Genomic DNA, 26,687 nt, shown 5'->3' with positions numbered 1-26,687 from the left:
CTTGCCGAGCAGGCCGAAAGGCTTGCCCGCTAAAGGTACATCAATGACAATCCGCCAGATCGCTTTGCGAAAACAGACGGTGCGCGCATGAACGAGAACGTTGTTCTGACCCCTGAGCGAATTCTGGAGGTCACCGAGGACGTGCTGCGCCGTTTCGGTCTGGCGAAGGCTACAGTAGTGGACGTTGCCCGTGCGCTCGATGTCAGCCACGGCAGCGTCTACCGCCATTTCCCGAGCAAGGCTTCGCTGCGGGAGGCCGTCGCGAAGCGCTGGCTCGACCGGGCCAATGCGCCGCTCCAGGAGATCACCGAAAGTACCGGACCGGCGACGGCCAGGCTGGAGCGCTGGCTGCGCACCATGATCGGGATCAAGTACAAGAAGGTCTGCGATGATCCCGAGATGTTCGCGACCTATCTGGCGCTGGCCCAGGAGGCGTGCAAGGTCGTGAAGGCGCACAAGGATCGCCTGGTCGATCAGATCGCGCATATTCTCGATGATGGCGTGAAACAGGGCGTGTTCCAGGTGACCGATGCCAAGGCCACGGCGCGCGCGCTTTTCGACGCGACCAGCCGATTCCATCATCCCGCCCATTCCGACGAGTGGAGCGACCCGGACCATGCGGCGCGGGTCGACGCGGTGGTGGCGTTGCTGCTCAGGGGGCTCGAGGCGCCGCGTAAGCGCTGATCGTCCTTTCCGGCTCTTCCCCGCACCGGCCGCCAGGTTCCGTAAGCCCGCCTCGAACTTTCCCTTTCGCGCGATTGCGCGCCAGCCTCCTGCCGTTGTTTGATATTCCTCAAATCGGGCACAGGCCCGCGGGAATAGGATCGGCGCGGAGGAAGTCGTGCTGCTGGCAGTTTTTGCGGATATCCATGCCAACCGGCAGGCGTTTGCCGCGTGCCTCGATTATGCGCGCGGGCGCGGCGCCGAGCAGTTCATTTGCCTCGGCGACTATGTCGGCTATGGCGCCGATCCCGAATGGACCGTCGAGACGGTGATGGGCCTTGTCGAAAACGGCGCGCTCGCGGTCCGCGGCAACCACGACAACGCCGTCAGCATCCCGTCGGAATCCATGAATGCCGAGGCTCAGGCCGCAATCGAGTGGACCCGCGGCAGGCTCTCGGCGGCGCAGCGGCATTTTCTGGCGGAATTGCCCTTCGAGCAGTGGGACGAAGACCGGCTCTATGTCCATTCCGAGGCCAGCAATCCCGCGAAATGGCGCTACGTCCAGAATGCGACCGATGCCGCACGCAGCATCATTGCGACGGAAGTGCACGTCACCTTCTGCGGCCACATCCACCGGCCGGCGCTGTATTCGATGTCTTCCACCGCGAAGATGACGAGCTTCGTCCCGACCGCCGATGTTTCGGTGCAACTCCTGGCCGGGCGGCAGTGGCTCGCCGTGCTCGGCTCGGTGGGCCAGCCGCGCGACGGCGATCCGGCCGCTGCGTTCGCGCTGTTCGACACCGATAGCCAGCAGCTCACCTATTGCCGGGTGCCATATGATATCGAGGCGGCCGCGACGCGGATTCGCGAAAACGGCCTGCCGCACTGGCTGGCCGATCGCCTGTCGGTCGGGAGGTAGGCGATGGCCAAGCTTTCGGTGCAGCCCGGCGCCGTCATCGACGGCTTCACCATCGGGGAGTGCGTCCACAGCGGCGGCATGGCGACGCTGTGGAGGGTGACGCGCCCCGATATCGCAGTCCCGCTGCTGATGAAGGTCCCGAGGGTGTCCGAGGGCGAGGATCCCGCCGCCATCGTCAGTTTCGAAATGGAGCAGATGATCCTGCCGCGTTTGTCGGGGCCGCACGTGCCGCACTGTTTTGCCGCCGGCGATTTCGCCCGGCAGGCCTATGTCGTGATCGAGGTCATCCCGGGCACCACGCTGTACAGACGGCTCGGCGAATTACCGCTGGGTTACCTGGAGGCCAGCGCCATCGCCGGGAAAATCGCAACGGCGCTCGCCGATTTGCACCGGCAGAACGTGATCCATCACGACATCAAGCCGAGCAGCATCATGTTTCGCCCCTCCGGCGAAGCCGTGCTGATCGATTACGGTCTGTCGCATCACAACCAGTTGCCGGATCTGCTGCAGGAGGAGTTTCGCATTCCCTACGGCACCGCGCCCTATATGGCGCCTGAACGTCTGCTGGAAGTGCGCGACGATCCGCGCAGCGATCTGTTTTCGCTGGGTGTACTCTTGTACTTCTTCACCACCGGGGTGCGGCCGTTCGGCGAGAGTGAAACCCTGCGCGGCATGCGGCGGCGGCTGTGGCGCGATCCCTATTCGCCGCGCAAACTGCGGCCCGATTATCCGCCCTGGCTGCAGGAAATCGTGCTGCGTTGTCTGGAGATCGATCCGGTCTGGCGCTACCCCACGGCTTCGCAACTTGCCTTCGAACTCGCCCATCCCGACCAGATCAAACTGACCGGGCGGGCGGAGCGGCTGAACCGCGATCCCATCTCCACCGTCTGGCGCCGTCGCTTCAATGGCAATCTGACGCAGGCGCGCGGCAAAGCCGATGTCGCCGCGCAGCTCGCTTCGGGGCCGATAGTGGCGATCGCGCTCGACATATCGGAGGGATCGCGCGAACTCAACGAGGCGCTGCGTATCACCGCCGAACGAATCCTGGCGACGCTGCCTTCGGCGCGCCTTGCCTGCATGAATGTGCTGAAACTCGGCCGCGTCACCATCGACCGGACGCTGGACGAGGAGGGCAACAACAAGCATGTCGACCGGCTGGTGGCGCTGCGGCATTGGGCACAGCCATTGAAGCTCGATGAAAACCGGCTGACCGTGCACGTGCTCGAAGCCGTCGATCCCGCGGCGGCGATCCTGGAATTCGCCGAGGCCAACAACGTCGATCATATCGTGATCGGCGCGCGTCAGAGTTCGCTGCGGCGCACGCTGCTCGGCAGCGTCTCGGCCAAGGTCGCGGCGGAGGCGGCCTGCACGGTGACCGTGGTGCGGCCGCCGAGATTGGCCTTGCTGCAGGAGGAGGGGAGCGTAAACGCGAAATTCGACGAAGCAAAGCTCTAGAGAGCGTCCCGTGCAGTGCGCTCTCAGGGTTCAACGAAATCCTTGGGGAACAGCTCGATAGTTTCACTCTTAAAATTAAAGTTCGCCAATATCCAGCCGGTGCTGGTCATTTTGAAATTAACTCGAAAATAAACGAAGCCGATATTTTCCACATACGCATAGTAAACAATTTGACGCAGGGCGTTGCTGAAGTCCTTGTCGATGACCTTTCTCGAGAAATCGATTTTTCTGCCCTCAAGAAGTTTCAACCCGTTTGTCAGAGCTTCGGCGGCCTCCGGTTTTCCGATTGCCGCCGCTACCTTTTCTGCTATCTCGGCTGATCTGAACGGAGAAATATCTGCGAACAGATCATCGCAAAACTTTCCCGGATCCTGAACGCGAGCAGACGAATCCGCAAGGGAAGATAGCGTCAAGGCGAAAAAGATGATGATCGCGGTCTGAAATAAACGCCGCATCTTTGTTTCCCTCGGGATTCTAGATCGCTTCTCCACGCGCGGCCGCCGCCGCGTTTCGGATCGCCGAGATGTTGGCCTTGTAGCTCTCCATGGTACCGCCCTTGAACACCGCGGAGCCCGCGACGAAGGCGTTGGCGCCGGCGGCGGCCAGCTGGCCGGAGACATCCGGACCGACGCCGCCATCGACCTCGATATCGATCGGCCGTCCCGCCGTCATCGCGCGCAGATCCCTGATCTTGCCGAGCGCGGAGGGGATGAAAGCCTGGCCGCCGAAACCGGGATTGACCGACATCACCAGCACCAGATCGATCATGTCGATGACATATTCGATCGCCGAGATCGGCGTGCCCGGATTGAGCGAGACGCCGGCCTTCTTGCCGAGGCCGCGGATCGCCTGCAGCGAGCGATGCAGATGGGGACCTGCTTCCGCATGCACCGTGATGTGATCGCAGCCGGCCTTGGCGAAGGCTTCCAGATAGGGATCGGCCGGCGAGATCATCAGGTGCGCGTCGAAGATTTTTTTGGTGTGCGGGCGCATCGCCTTGATGACGTCGGCGCCGTAGGAAATGTTGGGCACGAAATGCCCGTCCATGACGTCGAGGTGGATCCAGTCGGCGCCGGCCGCATCGACGGCGCGGACCTCTTCGCCAAGCCTGGAAAAATCCGAAGCCAGGATCGACGGCGCGATGACGAGGGGGCGTGACGCAAATTGGGCGGACATGTGCGTTTTCCCGAAAATTGCTTTTGGACATGCTGAGGGCTTCCGCGTAACACGCGCCAGGCCTGCGGGCAATGCGGGCAAATCAGCAGGGGAGGGGGCGGAAAATTCTGCCGCGGCGGCATCAATTGCCGGGGGCAAAGGGCCCTGTCTGCTGCGGAAAACCCCTGTTTTATTAGGTTTTTCGAGCTGGCACGGCGTTTGCTGATCCTGACGCTGTGAGAAACTAGAGGCCGCGTGATCGCGGCATTTGTCGGAGTTCTGTCATGCTGCTTGCCCTTGGCGCCGCTGCGTCCGCAATCGACGCGCTGCAATCGCTGACCTCGTCGAAGTCGACGTCGCCGCAGACCACCGGCTTTACCCAGAGTTCGACCACTCCGTTCGATACCACCAGCAGCCAGGCGCAGACAGGAAGTCCGCCCCCGGTTACCGGCGGCAGTGCATTCACCCAGATCTCGCCGGAGACGATGAGCGCGCTGCTGGCGGCGCAAAGCCAGTCCTCGACGGCAGCATCCACATCGACGGCATCGACCACATCGGCATCCACCACATCGGCATCCACCGATCCCTCCAGCGCGCTGCAGGACCTGTTCTCGCAGATCGATACCAACGGCGATGGCCAGATCAGCAAGACGGAATTCGAAAGCGCGCTCGGCGCCGGCGGCACCAACCTCGCGCAGGCCGACGACGTCTTCAACAAGCTCGACGCCAATGGCGACGGGTCGGTCAGCCTCGACGAGATGCAGAAAGCATTGCAGGGGGCAGGCGGCAAGGGCGGCCACCACCATCACCATGTCGCCGACAGCAACGGCGATTCCACCGGATCGACTTCCGGCACCACCGGCTCAAGCGCCGGCGGATCTAGCTCCGATGCCTTGCTGCAGGCGCTGAGCGGCGCTTCCTCCACCGCGGTGACCAACAGCGACGGCTCGACCACGACGTCGGTGACCTATGCCGACGGATCGAAGGTGACGATGACCTCGCCGGCTGCATCGACGACCTCTTCCAGCGGGACGTCGTCCTCCAGCGCGACGTCTTCCTACAATATGATCGAGCAGATGATTCAGCGCGAGGCGCAGGCGATTTCGTCCGGAGCCTCCGCGTCGCTTTCCATGAACGTCTGAGCAGGTCCGGCAACCCGCACGTGGCGGGATTATCCGAACCGGTCCTGCCACGCCGGCAGCGCGCCCAGGAAGGGCAGCGCGGTCGCATCGTGGACGCCGCGCGCAATCGCCCGGGCGACCACATTGGCGGCGACCATGCCGAGTTCGGTGAGGCCGGCAAGGGGATCGATCGGCTTTTCGCACGTTGCGGCAGCGAACAGCACGTCGCCGTCGAGCGGGGCGTGCACCGGATAGATCGCGCGGGCAAATCCGGTCTGGGCGATCATCGCAAGCCGCTTGGCCTGGGGTTTGCTCAGGATGGCGTCGGTGACGACCACCGCGAGCGTGGTGTTCTCCACTGAGGTTGCGGCCGCCCCGCCCTTGATGCGCATCGCCAGCATGTCCGGCGTGAAAGCCGGCGGCAATCCGCGGCCGCCCAATTCACCGCCGATTTCAAACGGCGCCGCCCAGAACCATGGCCCATCCCCCACGGTGACGCTGCCGACCGCGTTCACCACCGCGAGGGCGGCGACCCGGACGCCGCCCGGCGTCGCCGCCGACGCCGAGCCGAGTCCGCCTTTGAAATTCGCGGTCGTCGCGCCGAGGCCGGCGCCGGCGCTGCCGAGCGCGAAAGTCTCCGCCGCCGCGGCCGCCGCGGCATAGCCGAGATCGCGGTAGGGCGGGAAGCGGCCCCAGGCCTTGTCGCCGCCGTTGAGAAGGTCGAACATGATCGCGCCGGGCACGATCGGGATCACCGCGTCGCGTACCGCAAAGCCGCGGCCCTGTTCGGCAAGCCAGGCCTGCACCCCACCGCCGGCCTCCAGCCCGAACGCCGAACCGCCGGAAAGCGCGATGGCGTCGATCCGTTCCACGGTGTTGGCGAGGTCGAGCAGCGCGCCCTCGCGGGTGCCGGGCCCGCCGCCGCGCACGTCGATCGCCGCCACCGCGGGGGAATCGAAAATCACGGCGGTGACGCCGGAGGCCAGTGCCGCATCCTCGGCATGGCCGACGCGGACGCCCGATATATCGGTGAGGAGATTTTTCATCGTATGTTTTCCTGCGAGGCGTAGCTGACCGCAGCGCCGCGTCCGGGTCAACCGGCGGCGAATCTCAAATATTAGGATTATCTGGATTGAGCGGAGCGACCACCGAACTGCCCCAGAGGAAAGCCGAACGTCAGTCCTGCGCGCACTTCGTTGACCGGATGGCCGTTCTTGAGAGCATGACGCAGCCCGATGTCGAAGCTCAGGTTATCACGAACCCGCCAAATGAGCCCGATCAAACCGGATATCGTCTCGGATTGGCCAAATTCCTTTTCATAAAAAAACTCCGCAACGGGTCGCACCGACCAGTTTGACGGTCCCTCGATAATGCTGTCAAGAAACACGTCCGCACGATGCTCGCGGGTCAGCGCGGTCTCAGCGTTCAAGTGGATCGTTCCCCAGTCCCAGCGTTGCGACACGATACCAGCCAAACTTCATTGCCATCAATTCACAGATGGCGGCGTCCAATCTTGCCGGGTGGGGCTTCACGATTTCTTCCCACACGATTTCATGCACATCTGGTACTCGGACTTGCACGTTGGGCCAGCATAGTTCTTCATGCAGGCGCGTTGCTGGTCGCTGCACATTTTGCAACTTGCTTGAGCCTGCGCTGCTGCATCGAACCCACAAGAGCCGATCAGCACGAGCATCACCATCGCCAAGCTTCTCATGGCACGAATTCCTCTCATTTCCCTGTTGTCTTTACGTCCGCGCGAACTGTCGATCGGCCTTTACAGGCGGCAGACGCTAGCTTTCGCGGCTGTACTGATCGTACAGCTTCGCTGCGTTCTCCCAGCGGATTGCCTCCATGTAGATGTCGACATAGCGTGCGGCGGCTGCACCGTAGTCCATATGATAGGCGTGCTCGTACATATCGAGCACGAGCACCGGCCGGCCGCCGGCGAGTGTCGTGGTGTGGTCCGCCGCCCATTGATTGACGAGGCGTTTGTCGCGGGGCGAGTAGGAAAGGATGACCCAGCCGGAGCCGCCGCCTTCCGCCTTGCCCATCGCGACAAATTCGGTGCGCCAACGGTCGAAGCTGCCGAAATCGCGGCTGATTGCCTCCGCCAGCGGGCCGCTCGCGCCGGCGCCACCGCCGAGCCCATCGAAATATATCTCGTGCAGGATCATCGAGTTCGCAGCGATCAGTTCTTCACGCTTCAGGCCGTTGACCATGAAATTCGGCGCTTTGGCAAAATCGAGTTCGGCCAGCTGCACGCCGATCGCGTTGAGGCGCTTTACGGCGCCAACATAGTTATTCTCATAATGGCTCACGAGAACCTTTTCCGAAATGCCCTTGATCGACTTCGGGTCGAGTGACATGGGCTTTGCTTGGTACGGCATCGTCTTGGCTCCGCTTGGCTGGTTGCTTTGGGCAAATGCAGGGCTTGCCGCCAGCGCCGCTGTCGATGCGGCGGCGGCAACGAGTCCCGCTCCCTGAATGAAAGTTCGGCGTTCGGTTGTTATGGTCATTGGCTTTCTCCTTTTATTGGAAGCCCCGATAGATGAACTTGGCCTATGGCAGCTTCATTACGGACTCATTGCAGCGGCACGACCTTGATTTGGTTGGATCGCGTGATGTTGTCCGCTGCAGATCGAACGCCGCCGGGTAGCTCTCGACGACATCTTCAGGCGCCCACCGCCCGAGCGGGCCAATTGTGCGTCTCGGCTTGCAGAGAGCGACACCAAGTGTAGAGCGCGTCATACATCACCATGCCGTGCTTCAGCATTTCGTGGTCGTCCGGAAAAATCGCCGACAGACCAAGGGAAATGGCGAACAGGCCGCCGCATTGAGGACTCAGATCGTGCCGCGACGTATCGGCGCCCCTGACGATTGTCGCGAGATGATCGAGTGCAGGATCCCTGATGTCGTAGATGCGCTGGATGGTATCGAACGAGCAGCGTTCGCCCTCATGCGTGAATTCCACGCCGTCGATGTCGTAAGGGATCCCACCCAACTGTTTAGCGACAGCTAGTACCTGGTCCTTCGGGACATAGATGAATTCCGCATTGGGATCGATGAAGCGCCGAATCAGCCAGGGACAGGCAATACGATCGATCTTCGGGTGTTCGCGGGTCACCCACTTCCCTGGAGTTGCCCCGATGTTGCGGTGCGTCGGCAGTCCATGCTCAGTCCAATTGGCAATGCCGCCTTCCAGGAAGTTCGCCTCCACCCCCATAAGGCGCAATGCAGCGGCGACGCCCTGGCTAACCTCGCGTCCATGAAGGCAGTAGGTGACGACTTGGCGGCCATCGGGCAAATCGGTTTGCCATAGTTCTACATTGTCCGGAGAGCGATGAAACGCGTCGGCCACAAGGGTGGCGGCGGTGGTAAAATCCGCATCGCGCCGCACATCGACGATGATCGGCGCCGCTTCGGAGCCGAGTCGTGCATAAAGGGTATCGGGTGAAATGGAATGTTTACGGTCGTCCATGCGCAAACCTCCTCGACAAGTCGAGCGTCGCGCAGTTCTTGGACCGTGGTCTCAAGGGGAGACTGCATGTTCCCCTTCGGATCTAATAATTGGGCACCGAGGCAAAAGCAAGAGCAAGGACTACGGATCACCGATCGGATTCGGGTCGCTCGCGGCTGTTTTGAGCAAGAAACTCGTGCACTCAGACGGCGTTCGAGTGTGAGCATCACAAATTCGTGCGGGATTTAGGCCGGCACCTTCCATCGCCGAGGAAAACACAATCCGGGTCGCGGCCGGAAGACCGCGGCGGCTTTCGGGGGTACCAAAAAACGCCCCGGCGAGCCGGGGCGTTCGATGTCGGGGTCTTCAAATGGTCAGGGCTTATGAGCCCTTCGGATTGATCTCGGTATAGTTGCCCTTGTCGTCCCATTTGTAGACGACATAGTCGAGCTGCTTGATGTCGCCCTTGGCGTCGAACTCGAGCTTGCCGATCACCGTATCCCAGGCGCCGCCCTTGATTGTGTCCATGACTTTCTTCGGATCGGTTGTGCCGGCCTTCTTCACCGCCTGCGACCAGACCTGCATCGCGGCGTAGGTGTAGAGCGTGTAGCCTTCGGGATCGATGTTCTTGGCCTTGAACTTCTCGACGATGGCCTTGGCGGTCGGCTTGTTGCGCGGATCGGGACCGAAGGTGAACAGCGTGCCTGCACCGGCGGGGCCGGTGATCGAGGCGAACTCCTTGTCGGCTAGCGCATCGCCGGCCATCAGCACCGTCTGCAGGCCCTGATCGCGCATCTGGCGCAGGATCAGACCGGATTCCTGATGATAGCCGCCGACATAGACCAGATCGATCTTTTCGAGCTTCAGGCGCGACACGATGGCATTAAAATCCTTGTCGCCCTTGTTGTAGGACTCGTACAACTTTTCGGTGATGCCGGCCTTGTTGAGCGCCTTCTTGGTCTCGTCGGCGAGACCCTTGCCGTAGGTGGTCTTGTCGTTGAGGATGGCGATGTTCTTGCCCTTGTAGTTCTTGGCGATGTATTGGGCGGCGACCAGGCCTTGCTGATCGTCGCGGCCGCAGACGCGCGCCACGTTCCAGAGCTTGCGCTCGGTGTAGAGCGGGTTGGTGGAGGCCGGCGTAATCTGCAACACGTTGCCGTCGGCATAGGCTTCCGACGCCGGGATCGACGACGACGAGCAATAATGGCCGGCGACGAACGGGATCTTCGCACTGGCGATCTTTTCAGCCACCGAACGCGCCTGCTTGGGATCGCAGGCGTCGTCCTCGACATCCAGCGCCAGCTTCTTGCCGAGCACACCGCCGGCGGCGTTGAAATCTGCTATCGCCTGGTCGGCGCCGTTCTTCATCTGGCGGCCGAACGCGGATTCGCCGCCCGTCATCGGGCCCGCCACGGCGATGGTGATGTCCTGCGCAAAGGCCGCGGTCGACAGCGCCAACGAAGCGCCGAACGCCAGACCGATCAGTTTCAATGATTTCATGGGGGAGTCCTCGCGGGTAGATCGCTACGGGAAAAACCGGGCAAGCCGGGGTCGAAAACCGCATCCATTGTCGGCTGAATTTACGGCGAAGTCATCGACAATTTTCGGGCAGTGTGCCACTTCGCCGCCGGGGCCTACCCCCGCCGGCCGCCCTCCAGATAGGCGGCGCGGATTTCCGGGCGCTGCAACAGTTCGGCGCCGGTTCCTTCCAGCGTAATCAGGCCGTTGACCATGACATAGCCGCGATGGGCCAGCCGCAGCGCGTGATTGGCGTTCTGCTCGACGATCAGCACGGTGAGGCCGTCCTGTCGGTTCAGGGTGCGGATTGCGTCGAAAATCTGGCGCGCGATCAGGGGGGCGAGCCCCAGCGAGGGCTCGTCCAGCATCAACAGGCGAGGGCGGCTCATCAGCGCGCGTCCGATCGCCAGCATCTGCTGCTCGCCGCCGGACAAGGTCCCGCCGCGCTGGGTCATGCGCTCCTTGAGCCGGGGAAACAGCGCGAACACGCGCTCAAGTCCGGTTTCGCGCTCGACCTCGCTGCACTCGGTGGCGTCGGCGCCCATCTGCAGATTTTCCGCCACGCTCATGCGCGGGAAAATCCGGCGCCCTTCCGGCGCTTGCGCGATGCGCAGCCGCGCGATCTCGTGGGTCGGCACTTCGGTGATGTCGCGGCCGTCGAACAGGATCTTGCCGGAGCGGGCGCGCGGCCTGCCGAAAATCGTCATCATCAGCGTCGACTTGCCGGCTCCGTTGGCGCCGATCAGGGCGACGATCTCGCCCGGTTTGATCTCGAGATCGACGCCCTTCAGCGCCTCGATCTTGCCGTAGGCGGCGCGAAGGTTGCGGATCGCGAGCAGGGGCGCGGCGGAGGGCGCGGTCACGTTCCGCTCTCCATCACGGCGATCGCTTCCTCTTCGTCGGCGCCGAGATAGGCGGCTATCACCTTGGGATCGTCGCGGACGTCCCTGGGCGTACCTTCGGCGATCTTGACGCCGTAATCCATCACCACGACGTGGTCGGAAATTTCCATCACCACACTCATGTCGTGCTCGATCAACAGGATGGAGGCGCCGTGCTCCTCGCGGATCGAAAGCAGCAATTCACTCAAACCCGCGCTTTCGCGCGCGTTCAGGCCGGCGGCGGGCTCGTCGAGGCACAGCAGCGCCGGCTCCGTGCACATCGCGCGCGCGATCTCGAGACGGCGCTGATCGCCATAGGGCAGATTGCCGGCGGCATCGTCGGCGCGTTCGAGCAGCCCGATGCGCTCGAGCCACAGCGTGGCCAGATCGATCGCGCGCTTTTCCGCCGTGCGCCAGGACGGCACGCCGATCAGCCCGAGGAATGTCAGGCCCGACGCCCGCATCAGCGTGTTGTGCTGCGCTACCATCAGGTTTTCCAGCGCGGTCATGCCCGGAAACAGCCGGATATTCTGGAAGGTGCGCGCGACCTTGGCATGTTTTGAAATGCGGAAATCGTTCAGCCGTTCGAGCTGGATGTTGCGGCCGTCGTCATGGGTCAGCCGCATCGTGCCGCCGGACGGTTTGTAGAAGCCGGTGATGCAGTTGAACACGGTGGTCTTGCCGGCGCCGTTCGGTCCGATCAGGGCGGTGATCTTGCGCCGCTCGGCGGCGAACGACAGATCATTGACAGCGACGATGCCGCCGAACCGCATGGCCAGACGATCGACCGAAAGAATGCAGTCGCCACTCATCCGTGGCCCTCCTTGACGAGGTCGGACGAGATGGCTTGGTTGTGCTCGAGATAAACCGTCGGGGCGCGGTGGCCGATCAGCCCGCGCGGGCGCCAGATCATCAACAGCACCATGGCGAGGCCGAACACCAGCATGCGATATTGATCGAGGCCGCGGAACAGTTCGAAGCCGCCGATCATGGCCAGCGCGGCCAGCGCGACGCCGAGCTGTGAACCCATGCCGCCGAGCACGACGATCGCCAGCACCAACGCCGATTCCTGGAAGGTAAAGGACTCCGGACTGATGAAACCCTGCCGGGTCGCGAAGAACGCGCCTGCGAAGCCGCCGAACATGGCGCCGGTCGCAAATGCCGTCAGTTTCGTGGTGGTGATGTTGATGCCGAGCGCGCGGCAGGCGACCTCGTCCTCGCGCAGCGCTTCCCAGGCGCGGCCGATCGGCAGGCGCCGCAGCCTTATCGTCACCCAGTTGGTCAACAGCGCCAACGCCAGGATCAGGTAGAACAGGAACACGATGCGATGGGTGGGCGAGAACTCGATGCCCAGTTTCGCCGCAAGGCCGTCGTCGCCCGGGGTGAGTGGAATCCCGAACAAACTGGGCCGCGGAATTCCTGAGACGCCGTTCGGACCGCCGGTCAGGCTCTGCCAGTTGATGATCACGAGCCGGATGATTTCGCCGAACGCCAGGGTGACGATGGCGAGATAGTCGCCGCGCAGCCGCAGCACCGGAAAGCCCAGCATCACGCCCCAAAGAGCGGCGAGGATGCCCGCGAGCGGCAGGCAGATCCAGAACGACAGCCCGAAATTGGTCGCCAGCAGCGCATAGGAATAGGCGCCGACCGCATAGAAGGCGACGTAGCCGAGATCGAGCAGGCCGGCGAGCCCGACCACCACGTTCAGTCCCCAACCCAGCATCACATAGGTCAGCACGAGAATGCCGAGATCGAGGATGTAGCGCTGCTGATAGAAGATCACCGGCACCAGGAAGGTGAAGATCAGGAGCAGCGGCGCGATGGCGCGTCGCGCCACGGCGAGCGCGCTCTGCACCTTCGGCGGAACGATCACGACAGTGCCGACCGGGCCCCACCACAGCCGCAGCAATTCCATCGCGATGCTGCCGAAGAACACGGCGGCGACCATGGCTGCGAGGTCCGGAAACCGCGTCCAGTAGGTCAATTGCCCGGTAGGACCCGCTTCGGTACGAATGCCGATCATCAGCGAGAACAGCACCAGCGCCACCAGCGCGCTGATCAGGGCTTTCTTGAAGATGAAGGCGGCGACCGCGCGCGGCGCAAGCCTCGATTCGAACGCGGGTGCTGTCACGCGTTTGCCCGTCAAACTTTTTCAACTTCGGGCCGGCCGAGCAGGCCGGTCGGCATGAAGATCAGCACCACGATCAGGATCGAGAAGGCGGCGACGTCCTTGTATTCTACCGAGAAATAGGCCGACCACATCGTTTCGATCAGGCCGATCGCAAGCCCGCCGAGCATTGCGCCCGGCAGCGAGCCGATACCGCCGAGCACGGCGGCGGTGAACGCCTTGATGCCGGCGACGAAGCCCATGAAGAAATCCACCAGCCCGTAATAGAGCAGGTACATCATGCCGGCGACGGCGGCGAGCGCGGCGCCGATGACGAAGGTCATGGAGATGGTGCGGTCGACATCGACCCCGAGCAGCGCCGCCATGGTCTGGTCCTGCTCGCAGGCGCGCATGTCGCGCCCGAGGCGGGTGCGCGCCACCAGCCAGGTAAAGATCGCCAGCAGAACGATGGTGGTAATGACGACAACGATCTGCACATTGGACAGCCGCACCACGAAGCCGTTCTTCTCCAGCAGGGTGTAGCCACCGGTGATGATCGGCGGCACCGGTTTGACCCTCGCGCCTTGTGCGATCTGCGAGTAATTGGTCAGGACGAACGACATTCCGATGGCCGAGAGCATCGGCGCCAGCCGGAACGAGTGCCGCAGCGGCCGATAGGCGATGCGTTCCACCGTCCAGCCATAAAGCGCGGTGATCGCCATCGATACCAGGAGAACGATCAGCAGGATCACCGGAACCACGGTCAGGCCGATCGAGACCAGGATCAGGAATGTGATCAGCGCGATGAAGCCGCCGATCATGAAGATGTCGCCATGGGCAAAGTTGATCATGCCGACGATGCCGTAGACCATGGTGTAGCCGATGGCGATGAGGCCGTAGATCGAGCCAAGAACGAGGCCGTTGATCAATTGCTGGGCGAAATAATCCATGCGCTGCCGTGGTTTGGAGCATTTTTCGGCAAAGTGGTCCCCGTTGCCGTGAGGAAAATGCCCGCTTCAACTATTCCGCGGCGATGGCCCCGACAGCCCGAACGACGCGTGGTTTCATTTTCTAACAGCGGGAACTCCGCGCGGCAACAGCGCCGGGTGCGGCTTGAACGGTTTGTACAGAGCTGGATTTACCTGCCGGTTCCGGCCGCCACAGTCGCAACAACGCCTCGCCACGGAACGAGCGCGCCGGAACCCAAATGCCTTTGCAACTAACCGCGGGTTCCCCGGTTAACTCCAACTGTGTTCAACAATGGAGATCCCGATGACCAACCAAAATCAGAACCCGGGCCAGCAGAACCAGAACCCGGGTCAGAAGCCCGGCCAGCAGCAGGGCGGCGGCCAGAAGCCCGGGCAACAGCAGCAGGATCCGAACCGTCAGGGCCAGAACCCCGGTCAGCAGGGCAAGGGTGGCCGGTAGTCCGGTTCCCACGCTCGAGCGAGAACAAGGTCCCGCCGCAAGGCGGGACTCTCCCGTGTGGTCGTCCCTATTTTCGGCTACGCACCCCCGGCAACGGCCCTCCCGCCAATTAAGGTAAACAAAGGGTTTAAATTGCCCGCCGCAGTTTAAGCGCGTTACCTCGCCGGCAAGGACGTGGCCCTCCTGGGAGCCCACGGGACAAAAGCGGGAAGCGGCGATGTCGACCAACTGGCGGATCAGCTCATTCAACGGCGCGCTGCTCGCCGCCTATTTCATTCCGACGTGGACCATCGTCGCCTTTCGAATCATGGTGTCGCCGATCCATGCGCTCTATGAGCGGCCGAACATCGCGGTCGCATTGTTCATCAGCGATCATCTGCAATTGACGGGGATTGCCACCGTCCGCGTCGCCTGGCTGCTGGCCCTGGGCAAGCTCACCGTGGTCGCGTTCTTCATGCTGTTTCTGGCCTTCCTCGTCCGCGCCGCGATCCGCAAGACCGGCAGCAGCGACGAAGCGCTCGCGATGGCGCTTGCCATCGGCAGCGTGATCAGCTTCGCCAGCATGGTGATGGCCTCGCAGGTCGGCGAAACCCAGGCGCTGCGGCTGCATGCGACCGAACTGTTGATGCTGCTCGGCACTGCGATCGTCATGCTGGTCGAACATCCCGCGCAAGGCGAGACCGGTAACGCCGCAACGACAGACGCGCTCGGTCCCGATCAGCGGCGACTCCTGAACAATCGCTGACGTCTCGCGTCATTTGCGAGGAGCGACTTGTTCACCGTATTGCAACGAGCGAAGGCGGAAGCGGCGAGGCAATCCGGACCTCGTCATTCCGGGATGGTGCGTTAGCACCAGACCTCAGATGCGCAATTGCGCATCGGGGAATCTCGAGATTCTCCGATGTGCAATTGCACATCGTAGTTCGATGCTTGGCATCACACCGGAATGACGTAAGACGTGTTAGCGCTGCGTCAGGAAGCCGACTACCGCGTCGGTGAAGGCGTGCGGCTGCTCGACATTGGAAATATGCGCGGCGTCGAGGATCGTTAAGGCCGCGCCGGGGATCTGGCTGCGGATGAATTCGCCGGCCGCAACGGGCGTCGATATGTCATGGCGCCCGGCAATGACCAGCGTCGGGCTCTTGATATTAGGCAGCAGCGCGCGCTGATCGAGTGTGCTCAGCGCCTCGCAGCAGGCAAGATAGCCCTGCACCGGCGTCGCCAGCAGCATCGCCTTCAGATTGGCCGCGATCTGCGGCTCGCGCTCCCGGAAATCCGCCGTCAGCCAGCCGGCAATAACGGTATCGGCGACGGCAGCGATGCCGCCTTCCCGGACCGCCTTGATGCGGTTCAGCCAGTTGGTCGGATCGGGATAATGGCAGGCGGTGTTGGAGAGGATGATCTTGCCGAACCGCTCGGGCGCGTTGGCCCCCAGCCATTGTCCGACCATGCCGCCCATCGACAGTCCGCACCAATGCACCTTCTCGATGTTGAGGTCGTCGAGGATCGCGAGCACGTCGCGGCCGAAGCGCTCCATGGAATAGGGCTCGGGCGGCACGCCGGATTTGCCGTGGCCGCGCCGGTCGTAGCGGATCACTCGGAAAACTTGGGTGAGCGCCTTCATCTGCGGCTCCCACATCTGCAGCGTGCAGCCAAGTGAGTTCGACAGCATCAGGGTCGGTCCGCCGTCGCGGCCTTCCACCGATACGTTGAGCAGGCAACCGTCGGCATCGATCATTGGCATGGATGCAAACCCTTGTTGTCGCGCGCGGGCTTTAGCCGCGCATCGATCTGACGTGTCTATTCAAGGGGAAGGATTGCCGGGTCAAGCCCGGGAATGACCTTCCCAAGGCAGAACCGCCAGTTTCCATCAACTTATTTACGCCCCAAGGGATCGGCTGCGGGCCTGCTGCGCTGCGAATATGCATCGCTCATTCTCCATCCATCCCCTTCCTTTTGGGCCAAGCCTGCTTTACTTGGAGACAACAGATCCGGGAGGCACTCCAATGGCCATGACGATGAATGGTGAGGTTCAACTTGCGGCACCGCGCGAGGCGGTGTGGGCCAAATTGAACGATCCCGAAGTGCTCAAGGCCTGCATCCCCGGATGCGAGGAGCTGGAAAGGACCGAGGACAACGGCTTCCGCGCGGTGGCCAAGATGAAGGTCGGGCCGGTGTCGGCACGCTTCAAGGGGCGAGTGACGCTGAGCGATCTCGATCCGCCCAATGGCTACAAGATATCAGGGGAAGGCGAGGGCGGGGTTGCTGGCTTCGCCAAGGGCGGCGCCACGGTGGGGCTGTCCGAAAAGGATGGCGGCACGCTGTTAAGCTACGACGTCGAGGCCCAGATCGGCGGCAAGCTGGCTCAGCTCGGGCAGCGGCTGATCAACGGCGCAGCCAAGAAACTGGCCGACGAGTTTTTCGCGAATTTCGCCAAGGCGGTGCAGGGCTAGCTTCGCCGGTGGCTTCAAGGCTGGCTTAAAAGGCCAGTCCTGCCAAGGCCGCCAAGGGTCATCAGGTCATATCAGGCCACAGCCTAGGTGAGGTTGCTCATTGCCGGGATGGCCCATATTATGGCCTTGTAATGATTTCAATGACTGCGCTGCCGTGCAATGCGGCAGCGCAGATGAAGAGAGTGCTGAATGGCCAAGATTTCCTTGATTGTGAACGGTAATCCCGTCAACGCCAACGTCGACCCCCGCACCCTCCTGGTGCAGTTCCTGCGCGAGAATCTGCGGCTGACCGGCACCCATGTGGGCTGCGACACCTCTCAATGCGGCGCCTGCGTCGTGCATCTCGACGGCAAGGCGGTGAAGTCCTGCACCACGCTCGCGGTGATGGCAGACGGCCACGAAGTGAAGACCATCGAGGGCCTGGCCGCCGACGGCGCGCCGCTGCATCCGATGCAGGAGGCGTTCCGCGAGCATCACGGCCTGCAGTGCGGCTTCTGCACCCCCGGCATGATCATGACCGCGGTCGATATCGTCCACCGCAAGGGCCACGATCTCTCTGACCATACCATCCGCGAAGAACTCGAAGGCAATCTGTGCCGCTGCACCGGTTACCAGAACATCGTTCAGTCGATCGCGGCCGGCGCCAAGGCGATGGCGAACTCCGATCTCGCGTAACGAACGTCAGCGCACGGCGATCAAGGATTTTTCATGTACGAATTCAAATATCATCGTCCGGGGACCGTGCGGCAGGCCGCCAATCTCCTGATCAAGAATGAAGACGCCAAGGTGATCGCCGGCGGCCACACCTTGCTGCCGGTCATGAAGCAGCGGCTCGCGAGCCCGCCGCACCTGGTCGATCTCTCCCACATCGAGGGGCTCGACGGCATCGAGATGAAGGGCCGCTCGCTGGTGATCGGCGCCACCGCGACCCACCATGCGGTCGCGACCTCCGCCGTCGTCGGCGAGGCAATCCCGGCCTTGGCCGAACTCGCCGGCCTGATCGGCGACCCCGCGGTGCGCCACAAGGGCACCATCGGCGGCTCGCTCGCCAACAACGACCCCACCGCCGATTATCCCGCCGCCTGCCTTGCGCTCGGTGCCACCATCGTCACCAACAAGCGCCGGCTGAAGCCGGAAGAATTCTTCCAGGGGCTGTTCACGACATCGCTGGAGAGCGACGAAATCATCACCAAGGTGATGTTCCCGGTGGCGAAGAAGGCGGCCTATGTGAAATTCCGCAACCAGGCCTCGCGCTACGCGCTGGTCGGGGTGTTCGTCGCCAAGCGTCCGTCGGATGTGCGCGTCGCCGTCACCGGCGCCGGCTCCGAAGGCGTGTTCCGCGTCGCCGCCTTCGAGGAGGCGCTGAAGAAGCGGTTCTCGCCGAAGGCGCTGGACGGTCTGACCGTGCCCGCGGAGGGCTTGAACAGCGACCTGCACGGCAGCGCGGAATATCGCGCGCATCTGATCGCGGTGCTGGCGCGCCGCGCCGTCGAAGCCGCGACCGCCAAAGCCTGACATTGCCGGTTCCTGGCTCATCGAGATTGGTTCTCCCATGACCGCAACGGCGCTGCCCACTTCCGTCGATGCGATGCTGGAGCTGCTGGGCTCGCGCGGCTATCTCGCCGAGCGGTCGCTGGCGACGGTGACCTATCTGTCGCTGCGGATGGGCCGGCCGCTGTTCCTCGAAGGCGAGGCCGGCGTCGGCAAAACCGAAATTGCCAAGGTCCTTTCGGCGGCGCTGGGGCGCAAGCTGATCCGGCTGCAGTGCTACGAGGGGCTGGACGTTGCCTCCGCCGTCTATGAGTGGAACAGCGCCGCGCAGATGATCGCGATCCGGCTCGCGGAAGCGGCCGGCGACACCGACCGCGAGCAGCTTTCCTCCGACATTTTCGCCGAGCGCTATCTGATCAAGCGGCCGCTTTTGCAGGCGCTGGAGCCGGATGTCGCGGGCGCGCCGGTGCTGCTGATCGACGAACTCGACCGTGCCGACGAGGCGTTCGAAGCGTATCTGTTGGAAATTCTCAGTGATTTCCAGGTGACCATCCCCGAACTCGGCACCGTGAAGGCGCCGCAGCCGCCGATCGTCATCATCACCTCGAACCGCACCCGCGAGATCCACGACGCCCTGAAACGCCGCTGTCTCTATCACTGGGTGGACTATCCCACGGCCGAGCGCGAGCTCGCGATCGTCAAATCGCGCGTGCCTGGAATTTCCGCGAAACTGTCGCAGCAGGTGGTCAAATTCGTGCAGGTGCTGCGCGATCAGGATTTCTACAAATCGCCCGGGGTTGCCGAGACGCTCGACTGGGCCACCGCGCTGACCGAACTCGACGCCCGCTCGCTGACCCCGCAAGTGGTCGGCGACACGCTCGGCGCGTTGTTGAAATACCAGGACGACATCGCGCGGATGCAGGGCGACGGCTTGCAGAAGGTTTTGAAAGAGGCGACAAGCGAGGATTAGCTCCCGCGTCGTAACAAACGGCCGTCATTGCGGGCCACGCGAAGCGTGAACTACGATGTGCAATTGCACATCGGAGAATGACGAGATTCCGGGTTCGGTGCTGACGCATCATCCCGGAATCACGGCCGTGACAGACCGGGTACTCCGATGGCCATCAATCATCTCTCGCCCCCGACCGGTCAAATGGCCGACAACGTCATCGGCTTTGCCCGCGCATTGCGGGCGGCCGGGATTCCGGTCGGGCCGGGTGCCATCATCGATGCCATGAACGCGCTGCAGGTGATCGAGATCGGCAAGCGCGCCGACGTCTTCACCACGCTGGAGGCGATCTTCGTCAAGCGCCACGAGCACGCGTTGATCTTCGCGCAGGCCTTCGACCTGTTCTTCCGCGCCGCCGATGAATGGAAGCACATGCTGGATTCGGTGCCGCTGCCGGATCACGCCAAAAAGAAACCGCCGCCGGCCTCGCGCCGGGTCCAGGAAGCGCTGGCGCAGCCGCGGATGACCGAGACGCCGCAGGCCCAGGAACAGGAACTCAGGCTGTCGGTCTCCGACAAGGAAGTGCTGCAGAAAAAGGATTTCGCGCAGATGAGCGCGGCCGAGATCGCGCAGGTGACCCGCGCGATCGAAAAGATGCGGCTGCCTCAAGCCGAATTGCGCACCCGCCGCTACCAGCCGGACGCACGGGGCTTGCGGCTCGACATGCGGCGCACGCTGCGCGGCTCCTTGCGCACGGGCGGCGACATCATCGACATCCACAGGCTCGGGCGGATCGACAAGCCGGCGCCGATCGTGGCGCTGCTCGATATCTCGGGTTCAATGAGCGAATATACCAGGCTGTTCCTGCATTTCCTGCATGCCATCACCGATGCGCGCAAGCGGGTGTCGGTGTTCCTGTTCGGCACCCGCCTGACCAATGTGACGCGCAGCTTGCGGGCGCGCGATCCCGACGAGGCGCTGGCGAGTTGTTCGTCGACGGTGGAGGACTGGGCCGGCGGCACCCGCATCGGCACCTCGCTGCACAGCTTCAACAAATTGTGGGGCCGGCGGGTGCTGGGCCAGGGCGCGATCGTGCTTCTGATCTCCGACGGGCTGGAGCGCGAGGCCGACGCCAAGCTGGCGTTCGAGATGGACCGGCTGCATAGGTCGTGCCGGCGCCTGATCTGGCTCAACCCGCTGTTGCGCTATGACGGCTTCGAGGCCAAGGCGCAGGGCATCAAAATGATGTTGCCGCACGTTGACGAATTCCGCCCGGTACATAATTTGAGTTCAATCGAGGGACTGATTGCGGCGCTGTCCTCCGTGCCGCCGGTGCACCACCGCAGCCTGATCCGGTCTGCAGCTTGAGAGAGGCTCCTATGCTCAATCGCGACGAAGACATTCTGAAGGCAGCCGAGGATTGGCAGAAGGCCGGTCACGGCGTCGCACTCGCCACCGTGGTCGAGACCTGGGGCTCGGCGCCGCGGCCCGCGGGCTCGAGCCTCGTCATCAACGATGACGGCACGTTCCTGGGCTCGGTGTCAGGCGGCTGCGTCGAGGGCGCTGTCGTGACCGAGGCGCTGGACGTGATCGCCAGCGGCAAGCCGAAAATGCTCGAATTCGGCGTCGCCGACGAGACCGCCTGGAATGTCGGCCTGTCCTGCGGCGGCACTATCCGCGTATTCGTCGAAAAGGTGGGCCAGTCGTGAAACTCGAGACGCTGCATCAGCTCAATGCCGAGCGCGCCGCGCGCCGCCCGGTCATCCTCGTCACCGACACCGAAAGCGGCGAGCAGCGGCTGGTCAAGGCCGCCGACTTCGCCACCGATCCCTTGCGTACTGATCTCGCCAAGCAGTTGCGCATGGGCAAGAGCGGCATGATCGAGGCCGGCGGCAAGAAGCTGTTTCTCAACGTCTATGCGCCGACCGCCAAGCTCGTGATCGTCGGCGCGGTCCATATCAGCCAGGCGCTGGCGCCGCTGGCGCGTTCGCTGGATTACGACGTTACGGTGGTGGATCCGCGCACCGCCTTTGCCAGCCCCGAGCGGTTTCCCGATGTGCCGCTGATCGCGGAATGGCCCGACGTGGCGCTGCCGCCGCTCAATATCGATCACTACACCGCGTTCGTCGCGCTGACGCATGATCCGAAAATCGACGACCCGGCGCTGCTGCACGCCTTTGAGCGCGACTGCTTTTATATCGGCGCGCTGGGCTCGCGAAAGACCCACGCCAAGCGCGGCGAGCGCCTGAGGGCGCAAGGCGCGCGGGACAGCGATATCGCCCGCATCCACGCCCCGATCGGCCTGCCGATCGGCGCGGTGTCGCCGTCGGAGATCGCGGTCGCCATCATGGCCGAGGTCACCGCGCAGCTCCGGCTGCCGAAAGAGGCCAAAGAGGCTGCGGCATGAAGTTCGGCCCCGCCAGTCCGATGGAGGCGCTCGGCGGGGTCACCGTCCACACCCTGCGTCAGGGTTCGCTGGTGCTGAAGAAAGGCACCACCATCGGTCATGCCGAGGCCGAGGCGCTGACCCGTGCGGGCGTCAAGGAGATCGTGGTGGTGCGGCTGGAGCAGGGCGACGTCTCCGAGGATGTCGCCGCCGCCAGCATCGCGCAGGCCGTCGCCGGCGAGGGCGTCAATGTCGAACGCGCCTTTACCGGCCGCGCCAATCTGTTTGCGGGCAAAGCCGGTGTGCTGGTGGTCGACCGCGCCAGGGTGGACCGCATCAATGGCGTCGATGAAGCCATCACCTTTGCCACGCTCGCTGCCTATAAGCCGGTGGTCGAAGGCGAGATGATCGCCACCGTAAAACTCATTCCGTTCGGGGTGGAGGCAAAACTGCGCGACGCGGCGGTCGAGGCTGCCAAAGGCGGCGCGCTGCGGATCGCGCCCTACGTCATCAAGCGGGTCGGAATCGTCTCGACCCTGCTGCCGGGGCTGGCGCCGAAGGTGGTGGAGAAGACCCTGCGGGTCACGGCGGAGCGGCTGGCGCCCGCCGGCGCCACCATCCTGGCCGAGCGCCGCGTGCCGCATGACGAGGCGGCGCTCAAAACGGCGATCAGGGAATTGCTCGAACTGGGTGCGGAACTGGTGATCGTGTTCGGGGCGTCCGCGATCGCCGATCGGCGCGACGTGATTCCGGCGGCGATCTCCGGCATCGGCGGCGCCATCGAGCATTTCGGCATGCCGGTCGATCCCGGCAATCTCCTGCTCATAGGCAGCGCCGGCGGCGTGCCGGTGCTGGGCGCGCCGGGCTGCGCGCGCTCGCCGGTCGAGAACGGCTTTGACTGGGTGCTGATGCGGCTGTTGGCCGGACTGAAGGTGACGCGCGCGGAACTCACCGGCATGGGGGTCGGCGGCCTGCTGATGGAAATCGTGACGCGGCCGCAGCCGCGCGAGAGCCTTGCGGCCGACGACAACCGCCATGTCGCCACGGTCATTCTCGCCGCGGGACGTTCGACCCGGATGGGCGGCCCCAACAAGCTCTTGGCCGAACTCGGCGGCAAGCCGCTGGTGCGGACCGTAACCGAGCAGGCGCTGGCCTCGAAAGCCCAAGGCGTGATCGTGGTCACCGGCCACCAGGCCGACGAGGTCAAAAAAGCGCTGCACGGACTTAAAGTGACCTTCGTGCACAATCCGGATTTCGCCGAAGGTCTCGCCGGTTCGGTCAAGGCCGGCATCGCGGCGGTACCTCAAAATGCCGACGCCGCGGTGATCTGCCTTGGCGACATGCCGCTGATCTCCGCGCATCTGATCGACCGACTGGTCGAAAGCTTCGCGCCCGACCGTGGCAACCTGATCGTGGTGCCCGTCAGCGACGGCAGGCGCGGCAATCCGGTGTTGTGGTCGCGCCGCTTCTTCAACGAATTGATGACGCTCGACGGTGACATCGGCGCCCGCCATTTGATCGCCAAGCATAGTGACGCGGTGGCGGAAGTCCCCGTCGAGGGCCACGGCGCGTTTCTGGACATCGATACACCGCAGGCGCTGGAGGCGGCGCGGCGGGCGTAGATCCTCTCGGCTCAATTTCAATTTCCCGTTCACCAAGTTGAAACGTCCTCTCCCTTAAGTTCGCGCCGCCTGGCCTCGGGGGAGGGGATTTTGATCGTTTCGACTGCCGTCGCGCAACGCCGCGCGCTGTTTGTATTCGCACTGACGTTGGCGATCGCCGGCACCCGCTTCGTGACTCAAACCTGGGCGGCGGGTGCCTTTGCGGTCGGCAAATGCGGCGCGTATGGCCAGGCTTTTGACTATCCGGCCGAGAACGCGGCGCGCGAGGCGGCGCTCCGGCAGTGCAAGGGCGGCGGCTGCACCGCGGTGACCATGAAGCGGGCCTGCGCCGCGCTTGCGATCGACATGGCCAACCCCTGCGGCGCTCATGGCTACGCGGTCAAGCCGCATATTTCGGGCACGCTCAACGAAGCCACCAGGAAATGCTACGAATTCGGCGGCAAGGAATGCGTAATCCGCGCCTGGGCCTGCGACGCCAAGGGGTAGATTTTTTCAGCATCCGGGTTTTATCGTCATTCCGGGGCGATGCGAAGCATCGAACTACGATGTGCAATTGCACATCGGAGAATCTCGAGATTCCGGGTTCGCGTCTTCGACGCGCCCCGGAATGACAGCGGAAAACCATTCATGCAATTCGATACCAAGATCGCGGTCGTGATCCGGACCGACCTTGAGGCATGGCAGAAGCTCAACGTCGCTTCCTTCCTGACCTCGGGCATATCAGCCGCATTCCCCGAATGCATCGGGGAGCCCTACGAAGATCGATCGGGCACAAAATATTTATCGCTGATCGGCCAGCCGATCCTGATCTACGGCGCCGACCGGCCGGCGCTGTCGCGCGCGCTGGAGCGGGCACTGGCGCGCAACGTCACGCCCGCAGTCTATACCGAGGACATGTTCAAGACCACGCACGACGCCGCCAACCGCGAGGCGGTGAGGGTGGTCGCCCGCGCCGATCTCAACCTGGTCGGGCTCGCCATGCGCGCCGAGCGCAAGGTGATCGACAAGATCATCGACGGTTTGAAGTTTCACAGCTAGCGCGCGGACCGACAGATTCAGAGCGGTCGGCGGACGCTCGCTTTGATGCGCATTCCGCAATCAAGTCTGACCTCGCGTGAGGTCAGTGCCATGAGCTGCCATTATGCAGTCGCTTGACCCATAATTCATTAGCCCTCTGGCTGCCGAAAATTCGCCACAGCTATGGCCGGCTAATTCACCTTTAGCGGTAGGCAGCGCAAGATGTTCACGCGAGAATTGTGCTAGAAAGCAGCATGCGGGAGGGAGCACCGGGTGCGGCGAATTCCAGCAACGCAGGTTCAGCTTGAGCTCTCCACCGGCGTCGACCAGACGCGGTGGATTGGCGCGACGGGGCTCGCTGTCGCGGTCGGCATCGTATATTTCCTGGCAGCACGGCTCAGCCTTGCTCTGCTGACCAAACCTGAGGGTGTTGCCGTTTTCTGGCCTGCCGCAGGTGTGTCCGCCGGCGTCCTGATCGCTCTCGGGTCCCGGGCGCGATGGCCGGTCGTCGTCGGCACGATGGTTGCAACCATCGTGGCGAATCTCTTTGGCGACCGGAATCTCTGGAGCGCTGTTCTCTTCGCCTTTTGCAATGCCGGGGAAGCCCTGCTCACGGCATGGCTCATTGGCCATTACTTCGGGCCGGATTTCAGACTGAACAAGCTGCGCAACGTGCTGGGATTGGCAGCGGCAGCCCTCATGGGGACTGCTGTCTCGGGGATCGGCGGCGCTATTGCATACAAATTGTTTCACAGCACGACGACGCCGATATGGTCGACTTGGCAGCACTGGCTCGCATCGGACGGACTAGGAATCGTCGCGGTTGCACCGTTGCTGATAGAGCTTGCCTCAGCCTCACGTGACCGGCCGCCGCTGAGCGAGCTCGTCGAGGGTGCTGTGGCGGTTGCGGCACTGGCCCTGGTGAGCGGACTTGCTATTTTCCTGCGATCGGACCTTTTGGCGACCGTTGGGCCGGTCGCCGTGTTGTTCTTGCCGCTGCTGTGGCTTGCGGCTCGTTGCCGGCCGGTTTTCGCCGCTGCAGCCGCGTTCATCGTTAGCCTTTCGATCGTTTGGACGACCACCTTTGGCATCGGCTATTTCGGTAATCCGGGTCTTTCAATGGCCGAACGCGTCCAGGCGGCGCAGGTCAGCATTCTACTTGTGACGATCGGTGCATCGGTGCTTGCTGCGCTGTTTGCCGAAATCCGGGACAAGAGAAAGTTGGCCGAAGCAGCTCTGCAAGCCAGCGAAACGCAACGCTATCTCATCGAAACCGAGAGACTCGCCGCACTCGGCCGTCTCGTCGCGGGGGTTGCTCACGAGATCAATAGCCCGGTCGGCATCAGCCTTACGGTGGCCTCGACGCTCGCGCACCGCTGCACGAACTTCGCCGACCAGATCGTCTCGGGCCCGGTGCGCCGTTCCCTGCTCGCCGAGTTTTCTGACGATTGTCGCGACGCTGCAAGCCAACTCACCGCGAACCTCCAGCGCGCCGGAGAACTGATTCAATCGTTCAAGCAAGTCGCCGTCGATCGCAGCTATGCTGATCGGCGCACCTTTGACCTCAAACTTGCGACCGAGCAGATCGTGGCCAGTGTGCGGCCGGGCCTGCCGAAACCTCGAGGTTCACTTGCGCTCGAGATGTCTTCCGACATCACCATGGACAGCTACCCGGGCGCCTACGGGCAGGTGCTGACCAACCTCATCTTCAACGCCGTCACTCACGGCTTCACCGATGGGCTTGGCGGACACATACTAATCAAGGCGCTTCGCCTCGGCATGGAACAGGTCGAGATCACTTTCACCGATGACGGCAACGGCATTCCGGAGGAAGTTCAGCGTCATGTTTTCGATCCGTTCTTCACTACCAGGCGTGTGCAGGGCAGCACCGGGCTCGGCCTGTACATCGTCCATAATATCGTGACACAGCAGCTCGGCGGTCGAATCACGCTCGTCTCCACGCCAGGAAAGGGGACGACGATTTGCATGATACTTCCCTTGCTCGCCCCCGGTCAGGGAGAGCCGACCAGTACGATCGGGCGTTTCAAAACATAGTCGATGGTGC

General features: G+C 63.2%; 29 protein-coding genes. 17 read left to right on the top strand and 12 right to left on the bottom strand.

Features of this window, described 5'->3' with window-relative positions; genetic code table 11:
• Positions 1–87: 87 nt before the first annotated feature.
• The 3 genes from B5525_RS39145 (at position 88) to B5525_RS39135 (ending at position 3,037) form a co-directional block, all read left to right on the top strand.
• Positions 88–684 (top strand): TetR family transcriptional regulator, encoded by a 597-nt coding sequence (locus B5525_RS39145; protein ID WP_079571492.1) that lies wholly within the window; start codon positions 88–90, stop codon positions 682–684.
• Between the two features lie 157 nt (positions 685–841).
• Positions 842–1,582 carry a metallophosphoesterase family protein gene (locus tag B5525_RS39140; protein ID WP_079571490.1) on the top strand — a complete coding sequence of 247 codons (741 nt, stop codon included), beginning with the start codon at positions 842–844 and terminating at the stop codon, positions 1,580–1,582.
• Positions 1,583–1,585: 3 nt separating this feature from the next.
• Entirely contained in the window at positions 1,586–3,037 is a 1,452-nt protein-coding gene (locus B5525_RS39135) for a serine/threonine protein kinase (protein WP_079571489.1), read from the top strand.
• 23 nt (positions 3,038–3,060) lie between these two features.
• On the opposite strand, the gene B5525_RS39130 is transcribed toward B5525_RS39135, so the two are convergent.
• Positions 3,061–3,492, bottom strand: a complete 432-nt coding sequence (locus tag B5525_RS39130; RefSeq protein WP_079571488.1) for a hypothetical protein — start codon at positions 3,490–3,492, stop codon at positions 3,061–3,063.
• A gap of 19 nt (positions 3,493–3,511) precedes the next feature.
• Entirely contained in the window at positions 3,512–4,213 is a 702-nt protein-coding gene (gene rpe, locus B5525_RS39125) for a ribulose-phosphate 3-epimerase (protein ID WP_079571487.1), read from the bottom strand.
• Between the two features lie 263 nt (positions 4,214–4,476).
• On the opposite strand from rpe, the gene B5525_RS39120 reads away from it, so the two are divergent.
• Positions 4,477–5,334 (top strand): EF-hand domain-containing protein, encoded by an 858-nt coding sequence (locus tag B5525_RS39120; RefSeq protein ID WP_079571485.1) that lies wholly within the window; start codon positions 4,477–4,479, stop codon positions 5,332–5,334.
• Positions 5,335–5,363: 29 nt separating this feature from the next.
• On the opposite strand, the gene B5525_RS39115 is transcribed toward B5525_RS39120, so the two are convergent.
• The 9 genes from B5525_RS39115 to B5525_RS39070 form a co-directional block, all read right to left on the bottom strand.
• Positions 5,364–6,359 (bottom strand): P1 family peptidase, encoded by a 996-nt coding sequence (locus B5525_RS39115; RefSeq protein ID WP_079571483.1) that lies wholly within the window; start codon positions 6,357–6,359, stop codon positions 5,364–5,366.
• A 77-nt stretch (positions 6,360–6,436) separates the two neighbouring features.
• Positions 6,437–6,742 carry a hypothetical protein gene (locus B5525_RS39110; RefSeq protein WP_244567734.1) on the bottom strand — a complete coding sequence of 102 codons (306 nt, stop codon included), beginning with the start codon at positions 6,740–6,742 and terminating at the stop codon, positions 6,437–6,439.
• Positions 6,743–7,103: 361 nt separating this feature from the next.
• Positions 7,104–7,700, bottom strand: coding sequence for a superoxide dismutase (locus tag B5525_RS39100; protein WP_079571480.1), 597 nt, complete (start codon positions 7,698–7,700; stop codon positions 7,104–7,106).
• Between the two features lie 284 nt (positions 7,701–7,984).
• Positions 7,985–8,791 carry a chromate resistance protein ChrB domain-containing protein gene (locus tag B5525_RS39095; RefSeq protein ID WP_079571479.1) on the bottom strand — a complete coding sequence of 269 codons (807 nt, stop codon included), beginning with the start codon at positions 8,789–8,791 and terminating at the stop codon, positions 7,985–7,987.
• Between the two features lie 360 nt (positions 8,792–9,151).
• A complete protein-coding gene (locus tag B5525_RS39090; RefSeq protein WP_079571478.1) occupies positions 9,152–10,270 on the bottom strand; it encodes a branched-chain amino acid ABC transporter substrate-binding protein in 1,119 nt (372 codons plus the stop codon).
• Positions 10,271–10,404: 134 nt separating this feature from the next.
• On the bottom strand, positions 10,405–11,151 hold the full coding sequence (locus B5525_RS39085) for an ABC transporter ATP-binding protein (RefSeq protein WP_079571476.1): 747 nt from the start codon (positions 11,149–11,151) through the stop codon (positions 10,405–10,407).
• Positions 11,148–11,981, bottom strand: a complete 834-nt coding sequence (locus tag B5525_RS39080; RefSeq protein ID WP_079571475.1) for an ABC transporter ATP-binding protein — start codon at positions 11,979–11,981, stop codon at positions 11,148–11,150. The genes B5525_RS39085 and B5525_RS39080 overlap by 4 nt, the downstream gene beginning before the upstream one ends.
• Positions 11,978–13,300: a high-affinity branched-chain amino acid ABC transporter permease LivM gene (livM, locus tag B5525_RS39075; RefSeq protein ID WP_079574388.1), complete on the bottom strand. Its 1,323-nt coding sequence runs from the start codon at positions 13,298–13,300 to the stop codon at positions 11,978–11,980. The genes B5525_RS39080 and livM overlap by 4 nt, the downstream gene beginning before the upstream one ends.
• A gap of 11 nt (positions 13,301–13,311) precedes the next feature.
• On the bottom strand, positions 13,312–14,226 hold the full coding sequence (locus B5525_RS39070; protein WP_079571473.1) for an ABC transporter permease subunit: 915 nt from the start codon (positions 14,224–14,226) through the stop codon (positions 13,312–13,314).
• Between the two features lie 322 nt (positions 14,227–14,548).
• Between B5525_RS39070 and B5525_RS45705 the strand changes: the two genes are divergently transcribed.
• On the top strand, positions 14,549–14,704 hold the full coding sequence (locus B5525_RS45705) for a hypothetical protein (protein WP_172900063.1): 156 nt from the start codon (positions 14,549–14,551) through the stop codon (positions 14,702–14,704).
• Positions 14,705–14,921: 217 nt separating this feature from the next.
• A complete protein-coding gene (locus B5525_RS39065) occupies positions 14,922–15,449 on the top strand; it encodes a hypothetical protein (protein ID WP_079571471.1) in 528 nt (175 codons plus the stop codon).
• A gap of 216 nt (positions 15,450–15,665) precedes the next feature.
• Here the strand turns inward: B5525_RS39065 and pcaD are convergent, their stop codons facing one another.
• On the bottom strand, positions 15,666–16,448 hold the full coding sequence (gene pcaD, locus B5525_RS39060; RefSeq protein WP_079571470.1) for a 3-oxoadipate enol-lactonase: 783 nt from the start codon (positions 16,446–16,448) through the stop codon (positions 15,666–15,668).
• 262 nt (positions 16,449–16,710) lie between these two features.
• Here pcaD and B5525_RS39055 point away from each other — a divergent pair, with 262 nt between their 5' ends.
• From B5525_RS39055 to B5525_RS45975, 11 genes are all read left to right on the top strand, one after another.
• Positions 16,711–17,157 carry an SRPBCC family protein gene (locus B5525_RS39055; RefSeq protein ID WP_079571468.1) on the top strand — a complete coding sequence of 149 codons (447 nt, stop codon included), beginning with the start codon at positions 16,711–16,713 and terminating at the stop codon, positions 17,155–17,157.
• A 189-nt stretch (positions 17,158–17,346) separates the two neighbouring features.
• Positions 17,347–17,832, top strand: a complete 486-nt coding sequence (locus B5525_RS39050) for a (2Fe-2S)-binding protein (protein ID WP_079571467.1) — start codon at positions 17,347–17,349, stop codon at positions 17,830–17,832.
• Positions 17,833–17,865: 33 nt separating this feature from the next.
• Positions 17,866–18,672 (top strand): FAD binding domain-containing protein, encoded by an 807-nt coding sequence (locus B5525_RS39045; RefSeq protein ID WP_079571465.1) that lies wholly within the window; start codon positions 17,866–17,868, stop codon positions 18,670–18,672.
• A 37-nt stretch (positions 18,673–18,709) separates the two neighbouring features.
• A complete protein-coding gene (locus tag B5525_RS39040) occupies positions 18,710–19,618 on the top strand; it encodes an AAA family ATPase (RefSeq protein WP_079571463.1) in 909 nt (302 codons plus the stop codon).
• 147 nt (positions 19,619–19,765) lie between these two features.
• The gene (locus B5525_RS39035; protein WP_079571461.1) at positions 19,766–20,965 is read left to right on the top strand and encodes a vWA domain-containing protein; all 1,200 of its coding nucleotides are present in this window, start codon (positions 19,766–19,768) and stop codon (positions 20,963–20,965) included.
• 11 nt (positions 20,966–20,976) lie between these two features.
• Positions 20,977–21,306, top strand: coding sequence for an XdhC family protein (locus B5525_RS39030; protein ID WP_079571460.1), 330 nt, complete (start codon positions 20,977–20,979; stop codon positions 21,304–21,306).
• The gene (locus B5525_RS39025) at positions 21,303–22,004 is read left to right on the top strand and encodes an XdhC family protein (protein ID WP_079571458.1); all 702 of its coding nucleotides are present in this window, start codon (positions 21,303–21,305) and stop codon (positions 22,002–22,004) included. Before B5525_RS39030 ends, B5525_RS39025 begins: the two co-directional genes overlap by 4 nt.
• Positions 22,001–23,605: an NTP transferase domain-containing protein gene (locus tag B5525_RS39020; RefSeq protein WP_079571456.1), complete on the top strand. Its 1,605-nt coding sequence runs from the start codon at positions 22,001–22,003 to the stop codon at positions 23,603–23,605. Before B5525_RS39025 ends, B5525_RS39020 begins: the two co-directional genes overlap by 4 nt.
• A gap of 93 nt (positions 23,606–23,698) precedes the next feature.
• Positions 23,699–24,091 carry a DUF4189 domain-containing protein gene (locus B5525_RS39015; protein WP_079574386.1) on the top strand — a complete coding sequence of 131 codons (393 nt, stop codon included), beginning with the start codon at positions 23,699–23,701 and terminating at the stop codon, positions 24,089–24,091.
• A gap of 141 nt (positions 24,092–24,232) precedes the next feature.
• Positions 24,233–24,643 carry a DUF2000 family protein gene (locus tag B5525_RS39010; protein WP_079571455.1) on the top strand — a complete coding sequence of 137 codons (411 nt, stop codon included), beginning with the start codon at positions 24,233–24,235 and terminating at the stop codon, positions 24,641–24,643.
• A 252-nt stretch (positions 24,644–24,895) separates the two neighbouring features.
• Positions 24,896–26,677, top strand: coding sequence for an MASE1 domain-containing protein (locus B5525_RS45975; protein ID WP_079571453.1), 1,782 nt, complete (start codon positions 24,896–24,898; stop codon positions 26,675–26,677).
• The last annotated feature ends 10 nt before the right edge of the window (positions 26,678–26,687 follow it).

This window comes from Bradyrhizobium erythrophlei (genome assembly GCF_900129505.1).
GTDB classification, from domain to species: domain Bacteria; phylum Pseudomonadota; class Alphaproteobacteria; order Rhizobiales; family Xanthobacteraceae; genus Bradyrhizobium; species Bradyrhizobium erythrophlei_D.
The sequence above is the reverse complement of the archived record's forward strand: the minus strand, read 5'-3'. Positions and strand labels throughout refer to the sequence as shown.

Excerpts from the sequence above, each read along its gene's own strand:
- B5525_RS39145 (WP_079571492.1), top strand. The coding sequence starts at position 88 with ATGAACGAGAACGTTGTTCTGACCCCTGAGCGAATTCTGGAGGTCACC.
- B5525_RS39135 (WP_079571489.1), top strand. The coding sequence starts at position 1,586 with ATGGCCAAGCTTTCGGTGCAGCCCGGCGCCGTCATCGACGGCTTCACC.
- B5525_RS39130 (WP_079571488.1), bottom strand. The coding sequence starts at position 3,492 with ATGCGGCGTTTATTTCAGACCGCGATCATCATCTTTTTCGCCTTGACG.
- rpe (WP_079571487.1), bottom strand. The coding sequence starts at position 4,213 with ATGTCCGCCCAATTTGCGTCACGCCCCCTCGTCATCGCGCCGTCGATC.
- B5525_RS39120 (WP_079571485.1), top strand. The coding sequence starts at position 4,477 with ATGCTGCTTGCCCTTGGCGCCGCTGCGTCCGCAATCGACGCGCTGCAA.
- B5525_RS39115 (WP_079571483.1), bottom strand. The coding sequence starts at position 6,359 with ATGAAAAATCTCCTCACCGATATATCGGGCGTCCGCGTCGGCCATGCC.
- B5525_RS39100 (WP_079571480.1), bottom strand. The coding sequence starts at position 7,700 with ATGCCGTACCAAGCAAAGCCCATGTCACTCGACCCGAAGTCGATCAAG.
- B5525_RS39095 (WP_079571479.1), bottom strand. The coding sequence starts at position 8,791 with ATGGACGACCGTAAACATTCCATTTCACCCGATACCCTTTATGCACGA.
- B5525_RS39090 (WP_079571478.1), bottom strand. The coding sequence starts at position 10,270 with ATGAAATCATTGAAACTGATCGGTCTGGCGTTCGGCGCTTCGTTGGCG.
- B5525_RS39080 (WP_079571475.1), bottom strand. The coding sequence starts at position 11,981 with ATGAGTGGCGACTGCATTCTTTCGGTCGATCGTCTGGCCATGCGGTTC.
- B5525_RS39070 (WP_079571473.1), bottom strand. The coding sequence starts at position 14,226 with ATGGATTATTTCGCCCAGCAATTGATCAACGGCCTCGTTCTTGGCTCG.
- B5525_RS45705 (WP_172900063.1), top strand. The coding sequence starts at position 14,549 with ATGACCAACCAAAATCAGAACCCGGGCCAGCAGAACCAGAACCCGGGT.
- B5525_RS39065 (WP_079571471.1), top strand. The coding sequence starts at position 14,922 with ATGTCGACCAACTGGCGGATCAGCTCATTCAACGGCGCGCTGCTCGCC.
- pcaD (WP_079571470.1), bottom strand. The coding sequence starts at position 16,448 with ATGCCAATGATCGATGCCGACGGTTGCCTGCTCAACGTATCGGTGGAA.
- B5525_RS39055 (WP_079571468.1), top strand. The coding sequence starts at position 16,711 with ATGGCCATGACGATGAATGGTGAGGTTCAACTTGCGGCACCGCGCGAG.
- B5525_RS39050 (WP_079571467.1), top strand. The coding sequence starts at position 17,347 with ATGGCCAAGATTTCCTTGATTGTGAACGGTAATCCCGTCAACGCCAAC.
- B5525_RS39045 (WP_079571465.1), top strand. The coding sequence starts at position 17,866 with ATGTACGAATTCAAATATCATCGTCCGGGGACCGTGCGGCAGGCCGCC.
- B5525_RS39040 (WP_079571463.1), top strand. The coding sequence starts at position 18,710 with ATGACCGCAACGGCGCTGCCCACTTCCGTCGATGCGATGCTGGAGCTG.
- B5525_RS39035 (WP_079571461.1), top strand. The coding sequence starts at position 19,766 with ATGGCCATCAATCATCTCTCGCCCCCGACCGGTCAAATGGCCGACAAC.
- B5525_RS39030 (WP_079571460.1), top strand. The coding sequence starts at position 20,977 with ATGCTCAATCGCGACGAAGACATTCTGAAGGCAGCCGAGGATTGGCAG.
- B5525_RS39020 (WP_079571456.1), top strand. The coding sequence starts at position 22,001 with ATGAAGTTCGGCCCCGCCAGTCCGATGGAGGCGCTCGGCGGGGTCACC.
- B5525_RS39010 (WP_079571455.1), top strand. The coding sequence starts at position 24,233 with ATGCAATTCGATACCAAGATCGCGGTCGTGATCCGGACCGACCTTGAG.